This is a genomic window from Methylobacillus sp. DLP286 (assembly GCF_056636515.1).
This window is the reverse complement of the sequence record NZ_CM153145.1, coordinates 2127234-2141927: the sequence shown is the minus strand read 5'-3', so window position 1 is coordinate 2141927 and position 14694 is coordinate 2127234. Positions and strand designations below refer to the sequence as shown.

General features: G+C 58.7%; 9 protein-coding genes. All 9 read right to left on the bottom strand.

The window, feature by feature from the left end; genetic code table 11:
- Positions 1–18 precede the first annotated feature (18 nt).
- On the bottom strand, positions 19–840 hold the full coding sequence (locus tag ACWXTG_RS10185) for a mechanosensitive ion channel family protein (RefSeq protein ID WP_480219820.1): 822 nt from the start codon (positions 838–840) through the stop codon (positions 19–21).
- 17 nt (positions 841–857) lie between these two features.
- A complete protein-coding gene (locus ACWXTG_RS10180) occupies positions 858–2810 on the bottom strand; it encodes an amylosucrase (protein ID WP_480219819.1) in 1953 nt (650 codons plus the stop codon).
- Positions 2811–2841: 31 nt separating this feature from the next.
- Positions 2842–5019: an HAD-IIB family hydrolase gene (locus tag ACWXTG_RS10175; protein WP_480219818.1), complete on the bottom strand. Its 2178-nt coding sequence runs from the start codon at positions 5017–5019 to the stop codon at positions 2842–2844.
- Positions 5016–5951 (bottom strand): carbohydrate kinase family protein, encoded by a 936-nt coding sequence (locus ACWXTG_RS10170; RefSeq protein ID WP_480219817.1) that lies wholly within the window; start codon positions 5949–5951, stop codon positions 5016–5018. The genes ACWXTG_RS10175 and ACWXTG_RS10170 overlap by 4 nt, the downstream gene beginning before the upstream one ends.
- A 163-nt stretch (positions 5952–6114) precedes the next feature.
- Positions 6115–7128: a DUF2235 domain-containing protein gene (locus ACWXTG_RS10165; protein WP_480219816.1), complete on the bottom strand. Its 1014-nt coding sequence runs from the start codon at positions 7126–7128 to the stop codon at positions 6115–6117.
- Between the two features lie 85 nt (positions 7129–7213).
- Complete coding sequence (locus ACWXTG_RS10160) at positions 7214–10363, bottom strand: type I restriction endonuclease subunit R (RefSeq protein ID WP_480219815.1); 3150 nt, start codon at positions 10361–10363, stop codon at positions 7214–7216.
- The gene (locus tag ACWXTG_RS10155) at positions 10360–11634 is read right to left on the bottom strand and encodes an FRG domain-containing protein (RefSeq protein ID WP_480219814.1); all 1275 of its coding nucleotides are present in this window, start codon (positions 11632–11634) and stop codon (positions 10360–10362) included. Before ACWXTG_RS10155 ends, ACWXTG_RS10160 begins: the two co-directional genes overlap by 4 nt.
- Complete coding sequence (locus ACWXTG_RS10150) at positions 11631–12950, bottom strand: restriction endonuclease subunit S (RefSeq protein ID WP_480219813.1); 1320 nt, start codon at positions 12948–12950, stop codon at positions 11631–11633. The genes ACWXTG_RS10155 and ACWXTG_RS10150 overlap by 4 nt, the downstream gene beginning before the upstream one ends.
- A complete protein-coding gene (locus tag ACWXTG_RS10145) occupies positions 12940–14667 on the bottom strand; it encodes a class I SAM-dependent DNA methyltransferase (RefSeq protein WP_480219812.1) in 1728 nt (575 codons plus the stop codon). The genes ACWXTG_RS10150 and ACWXTG_RS10145 overlap by 11 nt, the downstream gene beginning before the upstream one ends.
- Between the last annotated feature and the right edge of the window lie 27 nt (positions 14668–14694).

Sequence of the window (14694 nt, the reverse complement as noted above, 5' to 3'; positions counted from 1 at the left end):
CCCGGAGGAAAGCGCGTGTCAGCTGGCCTCTTGCACCGGTGTGTCCAGTGCCTGTTTCAAGCGGTAGATGAATTCCCTGCGCACGCTGCTCTTTTCCGATGGCCGGACCTGGAAGCGGGCGCGCAGCACGGCGGTTTCGTGGTCCATCTGGTCGACGCCGGCCACTTCGAGGTCGCCTTCAATCTTGTTCTGGTAGGCTTCTTCCGCACGCAATTGTTTGCCGATTTCACGCATGGTCTGCAGGATGCGGCTGAAATCGCTGGCGATCGGCACCTTGATGTCGATCACGGCGTAGGCAAAGCCGCGGCTCATGTTGCTCACGGTGGTGATGACGCTGTTGGGGATGAAGTGCACGGTGCCTTCGTAGTCGCGCAGACGGATGTGGCGCAGGGTCACCTCTTCCACGGTGCCGCTCTTTCCCGCAGCCTCGATCGAGTCGCCCTGGCGGATCTGGTTTTCCAGCAGCATGACCAGGCCGTTGAAGTAATCCTTGACCAGGCTCTGCGAGCCGAAGCCGACGGCCACGCCGACGACACCGGCAGCGGCGAGCACCGGCGCGAGCGAGATGCCGAACTCGTGCAGGACCTCGATCACGGCAATGCTGCCGATCACGGTGGAAGCGATGTAGCTGATGACGCGTCCCAGGGTCTCGATGCGCTTGAGCTCCTCCAGGTTCTGCTGCGCATGCGTGCGCAATCTGCCCTTGAGCAGGCGGATCGCCTTGTTGCATAGCTGCACGAGGATGATGGCTGCAAGGACGATGAACAGGATGCGCAGGCCGGACAGGATCAGCGGGATGATGTTCTCGGGCACGCCTAGGGAAGCGAGGAATGATGGCATGGGTTTCCTTTTCTGGGTTAGAGCTGTAGCCAATAAAAGCCGAGTGGCGGGATTTCCAGGGTGCCGCTCCTGGTGGAGAGGGATTTCCCGCTATAGAGATCCTTGGCCTCGCGGCGCTCGAACAGGTTGACCGCCTCGAGCTCACTGAGGTTCATGGTTTGCGGCGAGACGTCGAAATTGGCGGTCACGAGCACGCGCGAGTGCAAGCCGCGCGATGTGAAGCGCAGGAAGGTGAACAGGTGCGGGTTGCTGGTCTCGAATATCTCGCGGTTGTTGAGGTCGGCAAAAGCGGGAATTTGCTTGCGTACGGCCAGTATTCTCTGGATGGCGGTAAAGATGCGGTTTTCCACCGTGCCCGGCTCATGGCGGCGGGCAGCCTTGTTCCAGTCCAGGGCGGGGCGATGCACCCAGCGGCTGTCGTGGTGCTTGTTCTCGTCGTCCAGGTAGGTGTTGTCGTTGAGGGTGCCGATCGAGTCCCCGTAGTAGAGCAAGGGAATGCCGCCAAACGAGGCAATCAAGCTATGCAGCAGGATGATGGTACGGATACTGGCGTCAATGGCATGCTCGTCGTTTTGCAGCAATGCGGTTTCCAGCCCCGCCAGCGAGGCCAGCGAGCCCGAGATGCGCGCGTCGCCGGTCTTGGGGTTGACGCCGAAGGCGACGCCGGTAGCCGTGGAGCCCGGGTAGGCGCCGGTATAGTAGTCGACCAGGAAGCGGCGGTGCGCTTGCGGATCGTAGCCCGAGGCGCGGATGTCGTTATCGTCGAACCCCAGGCCGATGTCGTCATGGCAGCGCACATAGTTGAGCCAGGTGGCGCTGTCGAGCTTGGTGGGCAGGCTGCGCAGCCCGCGGTTGAGCAGCAAGGTCTTCTTGGTGGCGACGGCTTCCCACAACAACGCCATATAGGTCGCGTTGTAGGCGATCTCGCATTCCTTGGCGTTGACCGCATCCTCGCCGAAATACTTGATGATCTCCAGCGGGGCGACAATGGCCTCGGCGATGAACAAGGTGCCCGGCGCGGTGACCTGGCAGCAGTCCTTCATGAGCTGCAGGATGAGGTGCGCCTCGCGCTCGTTCTGGCTGGCGCTGCCGATCTTCTTCCAGAGGAAGGCCACGGCGTCGAGGCGCACCACGTCCGCGCCATGGTTGGCCCAGAACAGGATGATGTCGATCATCTCGATGAAGACGGCGGGATTCTTGTAGTTGAGGTCCCACTGGAAATTGTTGAACACCGTCATCACCCAGCGGCCCATCTTGTCGTTCCAGGTGAAATTGCCGGGCGCGGTTTCGGGAAACACCTCGGGCATGGTCTGCTCGAAGAGGTCGGGAATTTTCCGGTCCGAATAGGTGTAGTAGTACTCTTGGTATTTCTTGTTGCCTTTCTGCGCTTTCAGCGCCCATTCGTGTTCATCAGAGGTATGGTTCACCACGACGTCGAGCACCAGCAGCATATCGCGGCTGCGCATGTCGGCGCTCAGGGCGTCGAGGTCGTCTAGCGTGCCGTATTTCTCGTCGATCTTGCGGAAATCGCGCACGGCATAGCCGCCGTCGTTGCGTCCCTTGGGACCGTCGAGGATGGGCATGATATGGACCAGGTTGATGCCCAGTTCCTGCAGGTAATCCAGTTTCTCGTGCATGCCTTTCAGGCTTTGTGCGTATTCCTGGCAATAGAGGGCGTAGCCCGCGAGTTTCTGGCTCAGGAACCAGTCATGGTCCTTTTCGCGCGCCAGGTCGCGTTGGCGGAATTCCTGGGGACGGTTGACGTATTGCTTCGCCATGACGGCCACCAGCTTGTGCATTTGCAGGCGGAAATCGCGCCGGTCGCCATAGAGCTGGTGGAACAAGGAATGGATGGCGTAGAAATTGGCCCCCAGGCGGATGTAGAAGTGTTTGAGGTCTTCACATCCTACCTTGGGGTCGAGGCCGATCAGGATATCGTTCAGCAACGAGTGGGATACTTGTTCATACATGCCGGTTCACTTTCTTGCGGTGACGATGATGCTAGTGCTCGTTAACGGGAATGGGCTCGATTTCATCGAAGCGGTAATGGGCGATGCCCTCGAGGATGCCGGCCGCATAGCGTCCTTGGGCGAAATAGACTTGCTCCATGCCGCGCAGCTCGTCCAGCTCTTCGCTGTGGTTGCCGACCACTACGCCCAGCGTGTCGCCCACCAGCATTTCGTGGTCGTTGCCCGAATCCCCGGCCACCAGGAAGTGCCGGACCGGCACGCCCCATTTATAAGCCAGATAGCGGATGGCATGGCCCTTGGAAGCGCGGATGGGCAACAGGTCGAGGAACTCGTTGTGCGAATAGATCAATTGCGCGAACAATTGCTGGTCGCGCAGGCGGCGGTTGATTTCCTCGACCGGCAGCATCTTGTCCGGGTCCGCGATGTAGCTGAGCTTGAACTCCCGTTGGTTCTCCTGGGATTGCAGCGTCAATCCCGGGAAATCCTTCATGGCTTCCTCTAGCGCGTCGCGCCGCCATTTGTGGCGGATATGGTTGGCCCAGCCGGTATCGGGGATCAGGCGCGCGCCGTAGTGGATCTCGCTGCCGACGGAAGTGATCAGCACTTCCGGGACTGGCACCTGCCATTGCTTGAGGATATCGACCGCGCTATCGATGGTGCGGCCCGTGGCGATGCCGAAGGCGAACTTGCCCTTGCGCTCCTTGAGCCAGTTCACCAACTGGCGCAACGAGCGCCTGTCGCCTAGCAAGGTGTTGTCGATGTCGCTGATCAGGGCGGAATTGACCAGCGGCATGTAGGCCTTGCCCGAATCCAGCGTGATGACCAGCTGGCGGCGCCAGCGCTTGCGGTCTCGCCGCAGCACGTGGCGCACCTGCTTCATGTAGGTGTTCACATGGGCCGGCCAGATGTAGTGGCGCCTGATGCCTGCCAAGCCGTTCTTGGCCCAGGTGCGCCAACGTTTCTTGTCGGTCAGCACTTCCTTCAGGGCTTCGGCAATCGCGCTGCTTTCCAATGTGTTGGCGAGCAGGCCGCTGCGGCAGTTCTGCACGATGTCGCGCGGACCGCCATCGTCCGGCGCGACAAAAGGCAAGCCGCTGGCGGCGGCCTCGATCAATGTGAGGCCGAACGGCTCGGTGAGGGCCGCGTTGACGAAGACCCCGCGGCGGCGCGCTGCGAGGCGGTAAAGCTCGGGGATATCGTCCTGGGACACGTGCTTGGGGATGGCGACCTTGCCCCAGAGGTCGTAGCGGTCGATATCCAGCAGCAGCTCCTGCATGACTTGCTGTTGCGACTCTTCCAGGTTGCGGATGTCGTCGCGGGTGCCCGCCACGATCAGCAGGTTGGCTTGTTGCCGCAGTTCCATGCTTTCGCCAAAGGCGGCGACCAGGCCCTTGAGGTTCTTGCGTACCTCCGGACGACAAATGGTCAGGATCAGCGGCTTGTCGGGATCGGAAAAAAAGCGGTCTATGCTCTCTTGCAATTCCGAAGCGATCTTCCTGCGGCCGGGCGGCGAGAAGCGCGTGGTGTCGGTACCGGGCGGAATGACACGGAAGCGCTGGTGGTCGAAGTGCCGATACATGCTGTATTGCTCGTCAATCTCCTGCTGCGTGCTGGTGATGATCATGGAAGCGTGTTCCAGCACGGATTCTTCTGCGGCAATCCTGCGCTCGAAATTGAACTGGCGCTCTATGCTGGATGCCTTGCGGCCCGAGGCGAGCAGGCGCTCGCGCTTGGAGTGGCCGAGAGAGTGCCCGGTATGCACCTGCGGGATGCCGAGCAGCAAGGATAATTGTTGCCCGACATAACCCGCATCGGCGTAGTGGGTATGCAGCAGGTCGGGCAGCCGTCCGCCCTGGTTGCGCAGGAAGTGCAGGCACTGGTCCACCATCTGGTCCAGGTGCGGCCACAGGGATTCCTTGCGCAGGTAACGCTTGGGGCCGCAAGGCAGGCGGACGATACGGGCATTCTGCTCGAGCTGCTCTTCAGGGATGTTGTAGTCCGCCGGCAGGCTGTCGTCATCGATGCGGCGCGTGAGCAGGTCGACTTTTTCCACCATCGGGTGCTTGCTCAGCGCGCGCGCGAGCTCGACCACATAGGTGATCTGGCCACCGGTGTCGGCATCGCGGCCCAGCTCCAGGTTTTCCGAGCGGATCAACCCATGCATGCTGATCATGAGGATGTAGATAGGGCGTTCGTCCGGAGCGCTCATAGTTGCCACTCCTGCTTGTACGGCGCATAGAACTCCATCGAGGACGGCGCCGCCCCGCGTACTCCGCACAGCGCGGCGGCAAACTGGTTGGCGCGCGCGAGGGTCACGTCGGCAGGCCAGCCCTTGAGTATGCCGAGGATAAAGGCCGAGGCGAACGCATCGCCGGCGCCTACCGTATCGACAAAGGTCTCGGGCGGCTCGGTGCCGTCGACGGTGATGACCTGCCCGGCCCCATCCATTAACCATCCACCGTGCTCGCCTTCCGTCACTAGGAGCAGGTCGAGATTAAAGCGCTTGATCAGCGCGGCAGCATGTTCATGCGGCGTGCGTCCAGGTAGCCGCAGCATTTTCACCAGGGTAGCCAGTTCCTCGTTGTTGAGCTTGACGAGATCGGCGCGCAGCAAGGAACGGCGCACCGTATGCTTGTCATACCAAGGGTCGCGCAGGTTGATGTCGAGGAAGCGCGGGCTGGTGCCGTAGTTGAGGAAGTTGTCCACGGCCAGGCGAGATTCCATATTGCGCTGGGCCAGAGTGCCGAAATACACCAGGTCGGGCTTGGTCGCCATGGTCACCATATGCGTCACTCCGGCATGGATGTAGTCATAGGCCTGGGAAGGCAGGATCTCGAATTGATGCCCTTTCGGGGAGAGGCGGACCTTGACTTGCCCGGTCGGGTTGAGCGGGTCGACCTGCACGCCGCTGGTATCCATGCCGAGGCGCTGCATTTCGTCCAACAGCTCGCGCCCGAGGTCATCCTGGCCAATGCGTGTAATCATGACGGGATGCAGGCCGAAGGCCTGCAGGTGGCGGGCTACGTTGAACGGTGCGCCGCCCAGTACGCTGCCGTCGGGGAAGACATCGGCGAGCACCTCGCCGAAAATGGCAACCGCATGGCCGTTGTTTTTCTTGAAGTCGCGTTGAGGTAATGCCACTGTTGCTCCTTTATTTATTGTGTAGAGCGGCTGACAAAACTATCGGTCGCATTGCCTTTATGCCGTTGACGATTGGCTAGCTAGGCTGCCAGGCTGAGTTTTGTGAGTCGCTTGTTCTGAGCGCAAGGCGTTTTCACGCGCGGCAAGCGGTTAGCGTATTGAATCAGACCACGGCTATCTTGCTCCAGTCGCCGCCCGCTCCATCGAGCAGCCGCGCAAGGGCCTTGCTCTTGCTACGGTAGTTGTCTGTATTGGCTTCCCAGCGTTGCTTGACCGACTTGTGAACTGGCCCAGAGATGGTACGGACATGCTCTTCGCGGGCCAGATAGATACCTTTGCGCTCATTATGTTGCTGGTCATGTGCATCAGGTTGGATGGCATTCTTGAGGTGAGGTTCAAAAATTAGTCCGTTTTGTTCCGCTTCCGCGATCATCCATTGGGCCGCGCAATAGCTCAAACCAGGCTGAGGGTAGCCGCCGCCGATATCGGAATGCACCCCTGCGAACCAGACCTGCTTCAAGTCCAGCCCAGGTTTCTCGCTCCACAATGTCGGCTCGAAATCCTTGCGGTTTTCATCAATCGACACGGCATGGCGGGCATGCAGGATGATCTTGCTGGGCTCGGTATCGTGGAATAGGAACTCGCGCTCGCCCAGCGTGCCCCAGAACGGGATGGGGATGCCAAGCGCTCCTACCGTATCCCAGACGCCGACGAATTCGATGTAGGTGATATCCGCCACGGCGTAGGCCTGGCGGAATGCGGTGGCTTCCGGCGCGCTTGGGCCGCTGTTGCGCGAGCGCTTTCGGTAGAGCTTGTAGGCTTCGCCGATGCGGCCCGCATGCTTCCTCCTGAGCAAGCCACTATTGCGGATGAAGCCGGCCAGCGAGCGCACGGTGTAGGCGCCACGGCTAAAGCCGAAGAAATACAGCTCGTCGCCGGGATCGTAGTTGTGCACGATAAAGCGGTAGCAATCCATGATGTTCTTGTCTATCCCGGCGCCGGTGATGCCTGCGGTGATCTTGTTCCCGTCCGACCCTATGCCCCAGTCGTAGAACGCCACCTGCTCTGTGCCGCCCGTGTTCGGGCTGACCGCCTGCGCCATGTGCAGCACGTTGGTGGGTTGGGATTGCTCAGGCGAATTCCAGGTGCCGTCGGCAAAGATCGCGATTCTTTTCATGGTTGCTCCCTTTGTGTCAGTTAATCAATGTTCAGATTAATTCCTTTTAAACTCATATGATTAGTAATGTGGTTGTACGGGGAATTTAGTGTGACCAGATATTAGCTAGTGACTCTGCTTGCTTCAGCACCAATTCGATTGCGGCATCCTCACCCACTGGCGGGTACTTCCACTTCTTCAGCGTGCGTCGCACCAGAATCCGCAGCTTCGCCCGCACGCTCTCGCGTACTTGCCAATCCACAGTGGTGCTGTTGCGCAGTTTCTCGGTGATCTCGACGGCGATCTTCTTCAAGGTGTCGTCGCCCAACTCGCGCACGGCACTTTCGTTATTGGCCAATGCATCGTAGAAGGCGATCTCGTCCGGGTTCAGTCCCAGCGCCGCTTCGCGTTCCAGCGCCGCCTGGAAGTCCTTGGCCATCTGGAGCAGCTCCTCGATGACCTGCGCCGTCTCCACCGCCCGGTTGTGGTACTTGCGCAGGGTTTCCAACAGGCGGTCGCCGTACTTCTTCTCCTGCACCACGTTGTTGCGCGCCCGCGCCTTGATCTCGTCACGCAGCAGCTTTTCCAGCAGTTCCACCGCCAGGTTGCGGCTCTTCATCTGTCGCACTTCTTCCAGGAACTCGTCTGAAAGCAGGCCGATGTTGGGCTTGTCCAAGCCCGCCAAGGCGAAGATGTCCGCCACCCCGTCCGCCACGATGGCGTTGTCCAGAATCTGCTTGAGCGCGCTGTTCTTGTCGGCGTCGGAACGCTTGCGATCCACTGTAGTGAACTTGACGATGGCGGCCTTGACGGCGGCGAAGAAGGCAATCTCCGTGCGCAGGGCGGCGGCTTCATCGAGCGTGCTGCACAGGGAAAACGCCTTACTCACGGCCAGCATGGCATCGAGGAAACGCTGCTTGCCGTCTTTCAACCCCAGGATATGGTTGGCCACCGGCACCAGCAGCCTCATCGCATCGGTCTCGAACCCGCTGTAGTCGAAGCCATGCATCAGCCCGCGTACGATGTCGAGCTTTTCCAGCAGCACCGCCAGGGCTTCGGCCGCATTGTGCGCCGGGTCGCCCTTGCCCTTGGATTCGGTGTAGGTCTTGAGCGCCGCTTTAAGTTCGTTGGCAATGCCGATGTAATCCACCACCAATCCACCGGGCTTGTTGCGGAACACCCGGTTGACGCGGGCAATGGCCTGCATCAGGTTGTGGCCCTTCATGGGCTTGTCTACATACATGGTGTGGCAGCAGGGCGCGTCGAAGCCAGTCAGCCACATATCACGCACGATCACCAGCTTCAGCGGGTCTGCCGGATCTTTGAAGCGCTTTTCCAGGCGCTTTTTCACCTGCTGGCTGTACAAGTGCGGCTGCAGCAAGGGTTTGTCCGCTGCCGAGCCGGTCATGACCACCTTGATCGCGCCCTTCTCCGGATCGGCATCGTGCCAGTCCGGGCGCAGGGCGACGATGGCGTTGTACAGCTCGGCGCAGATATCGCGGCTCATGCAGACGATCATCGCCTTGCCTTCCAGCGTGGCGGTGCGTGTCTCGAAATGTTGCACCAGATCCGCCGCCACCTGTTCCAGACGCGGCTTGGCGCCCACCAGCTTGGTCAGTGCCGCCCAATCGCTCTTGGTCTTCTCGCGGGCGGTGAGGTCTTCCTCGTCCTCGATGACCTCATCCACCTGGGCATTGAGCGCGTCGATTTCGGCCTGGTCCACATCCAGCTTGGCCAAGCGGCTTTCATAGAAGATCGGTACCGTGGCGCCATCGTCCACCGCGTCCTGAATGTCGTAGATGCTGACGTAATCGCCGAACACCGCCCGCGTGTCCTTGTCTTCCAACGCGATTGGCGTGCCGGTGAAACCGATGAAGGTGGCATTGGCCAGCGCATCGCGCAGATGCTTGGCATAGCCGAACACATATTTGCCGGTCTTGGTGTCCAGCCGCCCCTTCATGCCGTACTGGCTGCGGTGCGCCTCGTCGGAAATCACCACGATATTGCTGCGATCCGACAGCAGCGGGTGCTGTTCTTCGTCGTCCAGCAAGGCGAACTTCTGCACCGTGGTGAAGATGATGCCGCCCGCCTCACGCGAGGCCAGCATCTCGCGCAGTTCCTCGCGGCTACCGGCCTGCACCGGCGTCTGCCGAAGCAGGTCTTCGGCGGCGCAAAAGGTGCCGAACAATTGCCCATCCAGATCGTTGCGGTCGGTCACCACCACCAGCGTGGGGTTCTTCATCTCCGGCTGCTGCAACAGCTTGCCCGCGTAGCAGGCAATGGTGATGCTCTTGCCCGAGCCTTGCGTATGCCACACCACGCCGGCCTTGCGGCTACCCGGCTGCACTTCCTTACCGTAGGTAGCACGCGGCTCCTGCACTTCCAGCATGCCCTTGTTCGGATTGCTGGCGGCGATCACCGTGGCCTTCACCGCCTCGCGCACCGCATGGAACTGGTGGTAGCCGGCGATCTTCTTGATGATCTGGTCGGCGTCCTGTTCGAACAGCACGAAGTGGCGCACGTAATCGAGAAACAGCGCAGGCTCGAAAAAGCCGCGCACCAGCGTTTCCAGCTCGAATTCCAGCAGCGGCCGGTCGTCCTCATTGGCGATCGCCCGCCAGGGCTGCATGCGCTCCTGGTTCGCCGTGAGCGAACCTAGCCGTGCCGTGAAGCCGTCACTGACCACCACCGCCACGTTGGTGTTGAACAGGTCGCCAATCTCTTCCTTGTAGGTCTGGATCTGGTTGAAGGCATCCCAGATGTCGGTCTGCTCGTTGGCCGGGTTCTTCAGCTCGATCACCGCCAGCGGCAGGCCGTTGACGAAAGCCACCAGATCGGGGCGGCGTGGCTGTTTGGTGCCGGTCACGGTGAACTGGCTGACCAGCAGGAAGTCGTTGTTGCGTGGATTGGCGAAGTCGATCACGTTGACCAGGTCGGTGCGCTTTTCATCGCCTTCGGAGAACTCGACGGGGATGCCGGACAGCAGCAGCCGATGCGCGCGGCGGTTGCGGGCGATCAGCAGCGGCTCGCTGATCGTAAGAAGCTCGTGTGCCGCCTGCTCCAGCGCCGCAGTGGGGATGTGCGGATTGATGCGGGTGAGCGCGACTAACAAGCGTTCCCGCAGTACGGTCTGGCGATAATCAGTGCGCGCAGGGCTTTCTCCATCGGGTGCAATGCTTGAACCCTGAACGTACTGCCAACCAAGCTCCTGAAACCAAGCGATGCTGTGGTCTTCGAATTGTTGTTCAGTAATCATGTCCCCTCCGCTGCCTGCTGCTTCACCGCATCCATGATTTGTTCGACCACTCCATCACGCAGTTGCGATGGATAGCCGTTCTTTCGCAACGTGACTCGGATAACATTACGCATTCGAGCCTGAGCGTCTTCGCGCTTGTCCCAATCTACAACCTGATGTTTGGAAATATCGCGGGACAGCTCGCTAGCAATCAAAGCTATACGTCCTGGTTCCACTTGCTGAGCATCAGGATGCGCACGCAAGATGGCATCAATGTTGAAAGAAGCCTGCTCCGAATCAATGATGGGAGCCTCCACAACATCAATAGCCGGAACAGAGGGCACTGGAAAAAATTGAGTAGCGGTCAAGCGCTCACGCTCTGCAGCTCGCGCAAGGCTAGCTTCCTCCTCCGCTTCGGCGGTTGTGATGTTGCAATAATCAGACGCGCCGATTAGGTCAGGAAACAGACTGGCATGATGCACGTTCATGCGCCGAAGATGGCGCAAGCATGCATCACGCCCTTCGTTGCGAATATAAATCTTGCAGATGTATCGAGCCAATAAATCAGGCTGATCTTCTTCCGATGCGGAGCGCAGCCCCTCATCTTCAAAAGCCTCATCGTCAGCTAAGACATTTGCCAGCTTGTTTTCTATCGTGGCGTCATATGGAGAGAAGGTGAATAGTCCAGCCTGATTAACCAACCTCCCATAGCTGTCCTTACGTGGCTCCCAAAGCCGAATGCCAGTCTCATCCTGATGCTCGAGAATAAAACTCTTGTTGAGAACGTAGACGACACGATACGGATTTTCTTCTTCATCCTTGCTGTCAGCCTTGGCAAAGGCAAAAAACAGGGCGACATAGGGGGAATAAGTCCAGTCAAGTAAAGGAGTCATCAATCCGTGATGCTGACCAATGGACCAAAGCTCGTCATCTTCGTCCACGAGACTATTGTCACTAAGCCGACCTCGGATCGCGCGCTTGAATCGCTCAAGCTGAGTCGCTGCCAAATTTTCGGTGACGATCCCATTGTCGGATAGACGGCCCAAGGTCGGCATCAGACTCCAGTCGGAGCGGCGCTGGCCGCGAAAAATCAGTTGCACACCTGGATGATTGAAAAAAGGGCTTTCCAGTAGCTCAGTGTAATCCCGCCAAGATTCTAATCGGGTTACTGGAATACGACCGCTGCGTTCGTCGGCCATGACCTCAAAGCATTTCTGACCATCTTTCCAGACAGGGATTTTCTCAAAGTAGCCCTTACTTTGTATTTCCAGGATGGTTTCTGCCTGAGTCATTGTCCGACCTCGTTCATCAAGGTCTCTACAGGAATCTCTCCAGAGAGGAGTTTGGGAAGGATGGTATCGCGGAGTTCGGCCAACGACTGACTTGCAGTTTCATTTACTCGTATTGCCTCCCTTATCCGACCGACCAGCCTATCGAAGGCATTTAAAACAGATGTAGATGGTTTAATCAAATCAAGTCGGTACACGTTCTCACGATTCAGGCCGGGAACCGCCGCATCGGTATTCATTTTGTCCAACCCGAGCGTTTGCATGGCGTAAAAGCAGTAGGTCATCGGCACAGCTTTTGGTTTGACGTAAAAGGTTGTGTCGATTGGGAAAAACGGCTTATCTTCCCAGTACAGGCTACCCACGGTTCCTTTGCGACCAACAATGATTGCACCGTGTGGCACCAGTGCTTCATTGTGGTAGCCAGTGACGCCGCCAGACCCGTAAACAGGAACAGAGCCTTGTTTACGGTCGGTTGATTTGAGAGCTTTGCCGTATACCAATTCAATCAGATCACCAACGCGCTTTATTTCCCATCCCTTCGGAATCTCCCCCAACTCCGACGCTTCCATGGCATCAGGAAACAGCGCGGCGGTGGCGGCGAGTTGGTCGTGGTGCTCGCGGGGCATCTGGTCGAGTTCGGCGTCGGTCTTGCCGCTGATGGTGCGCATAGCGGCGCGCAGCGGGTCTTGGCCCTGTTCGATGGCTGCGATCTTGGCCTTGACCGGGTCGAAATCGACAAACCAGGATTTGAAGATGGCTTGCGCCATGGCTTCGAGGGTTTGGTTGATGCGGTGGTTGAGGTCGATTTTGTCGTCAAGCGCACCGACAGCCCGTTCAATTACTCGCTGAATATTAAGATCAGAAGGAACTGAAACTTCAATTTTTTCAAGATCCGATACATTCAAATATGGAAGCGCTGTTCCTGCCGATATCGTATTAAAATCAAGTGATGTCAAAAGAAGATATAGAAAACGAGAGGTGACTTCACCATCCATTGGTGTTGCTGACATCATGTTGTTATCAACAATGGTCGGCCTAATCAGTAGGCGGCGCCTATTTGTTGTCAGTGCTACTCCTATTTTTGCAAAAACCGTTGCGCCTGCCGGATGCAACTTTGCCTTCATTGCTGCGCGATGGCTCTCGTTTACATAATTCTGTGCATTATTGATGAACAACTCATTACCAACGATATTCATATCGCTGACTTTGATGAATGGGTAATCGCCAAAATCCTGCCCCTGATATTCGGGCTTGAATGCGGAGCCTGCGGTGAATTTACATATCTCGCCGAGACTTATTGTTCTCCATTCAGTACTCATAACCCAGTCCTACCAGATTCTTCCTAATCTCCGCTTCCAGCTTGGCACTCTCCGCAAACTGCTCCGCCAGTTGTGCCGTTAGCCGCTGCATCTTCTCAGCAAAGGGTTCGCCATCGTCCTCCTGCTCTACCGCACCCACATAGCGACCAGGCGTGAGTACATGCTCATGCTTGCGGATTTCGTCCAGCTTGGCGGAATAGCAGAAGCCAGCCACATCCTCGTACCCCTCGTCCTGCTGCCAGGCATGGAAGGTATCAGCGATTTTCTGGATGTCGTCCGGGGTGAAGTCTCGCAGCACTCGGTCTTTCATGTAGCCCATCTGGCGGGCGTCGATGAACAGGAACTCACCGCGCCGGTCGCGTTTCTTCTTGTCCAGCGCGAAGCCATTCTGTTTGTCGCGGGTGAGGAACCAGATGCAGGCCGGAATCTGGGTATTGGTGAACAGTTGGCCGGGCAGCGCGACCATGCACTCCACGTAGTCGTCCTCGATCAGCCGCTTGCGGATTTCGCCCTCAAAGTTGGTATTGGAGCTCATCGAGCCGTTGGCCAGCAGCAGCGCCATGCTGCCGGTGGGCGCCAGGTGCCAGAGCATGTGCTGCAGCCACGCGAAGTTGGCGTTGCCTTGCGGCGGTGTGCCGGCGATCCAACGCGGGTCGTTGGCCAGTTTTTCGTTCCACCATTCCTTCATGTTGAAGGGCGGGTTGGCCATGACGAAGTCAGCGCGCAGATCCGGGTGCTGGTCGTTCAACAAGGTATCGGCCGGGCCGCTGCCGAAGTTGAAGTCGATACCGCGAATGGCCATGTTCATCGCGGCCAGCCGCCAGGTGGTGGGGTTGCTCTCCTGCCCGTAGACGCTGATCTGCCCGCTGGCTTTTTTGCCTTGGCCATTGGCGGGTTTGCCGCTGTGCTGTTCGATGAATTCCTCGCTTTGCACGAAGAAGCCGCCGGAGCCCATGGCCGGGTCGTAGACGCGGCCCTTGAACGGCTGGAGCATTTCTACGATCAGGGTGACGATGCTCTTGGGCGTGTAGTACTGGCCACCCTTCTTGCCTTCGGCCAGAGCGAACTGACCGAGGAAGTATTCGTAGACGTGGCCGAGGATGTCCTTGGATTTCAGGTCCAGCGGCTGGCCCTTGTACTCCTTGGCGCTGAAGTCGGTATCCGAGAAGTGGCTGATCAGCCCGGCCAGCTTGCTGGAGTCGAGCTGGACACGGGCGAAGTCTTTATTCAGCACGTTCTTCAGGCGGGCGTTCTCGCGCTCGACGGCTTCCATGGCGTTGTCGATCAGCCAGCCGACCGAGCGCATTTCCTCCGGCTCGTCCTTGCCCGCCTTGTTCCAGGGCAGCGCCGCCTTGGGCGGCAATTGCGCGCAATCGCGCAGGGTCTGCCAACGGGCTTCCACCGGCACCCAGAACACGTTTTTCTCGGTGTAGTAGTCGCGCACTTCCAGCTCGGCGGCGATGTTCTCTTCGTACTCCTGAGTACCTGCGCCGCCGTATTCGTCTGGGTCCATGTAGTAGTCATGATCCGGGTTGGTGAACTGCTCGCGCAGTTCGCGTTGCCGTTCTTCGAAGGCGTCGGAGACGTACTTGAGGAAGATCAGCCCGAGCACAACGTGTTTGTACACGGCGGCATCGAGGTTGGAGCGCAGCTTGTCGGCGGCGGTCCAGAGCTTCTTTTCCAGGTCGTTGAAGAACTGTTGTTCTATGGGTTTCATGCACAAATGCCTTGTTCTATATGTTTC

Coding starts and splice junctions, on each gene's coding strand:
- ACWXTG_RS10160 (WP_480219815.1), bottom strand. CDS start 10,363: ATGATTACTGAACAACAATTCGAAGACCACAGCATCGCTTGGTTTCAG.
- ACWXTG_RS10175 (WP_480219818.1), bottom strand. CDS start 5,019: ATGAGCGCTCCGGACGAACGCCCTATCTACATCCTCATGATCAGCATG.
- ACWXTG_RS10165 (WP_480219816.1), bottom strand. CDS start 7,128: ATGAAAAGAATCGCGATCTTTGCCGACGGCACCTGGAATTCGCCTGAG.
- ACWXTG_RS10150 (WP_480219813.1), bottom strand. CDS start 12,950: ATGAGTACTGAATGGAGAACAATAAGTCTCGGCGAGATATGTAAATTC.
- ACWXTG_RS10180 (WP_480219819.1), bottom strand. CDS start 2,810: ATGTATGAACAAGTATCCCACTCGTTGCTGAACGATATCCTGATCGGC.
- ACWXTG_RS10185 (WP_480219820.1), bottom strand. CDS start 840: ATGCCATCATTCCTCGCTTCCCTAGGCGTGCCCGAGAACATCATCCCG.
- ACWXTG_RS10155 (WP_480219814.1), bottom strand. CDS start 11,634: ATGACTCAGGCAGAAACCATCCTGGAAATACAAAGTAAGGGCTACTTT.
- ACWXTG_RS10145 (WP_480219812.1), bottom strand. CDS start 14,667: ATGAAACCCATAGAACAACAGTTCTTCAACGACCTGGAAAAGAAGCTC.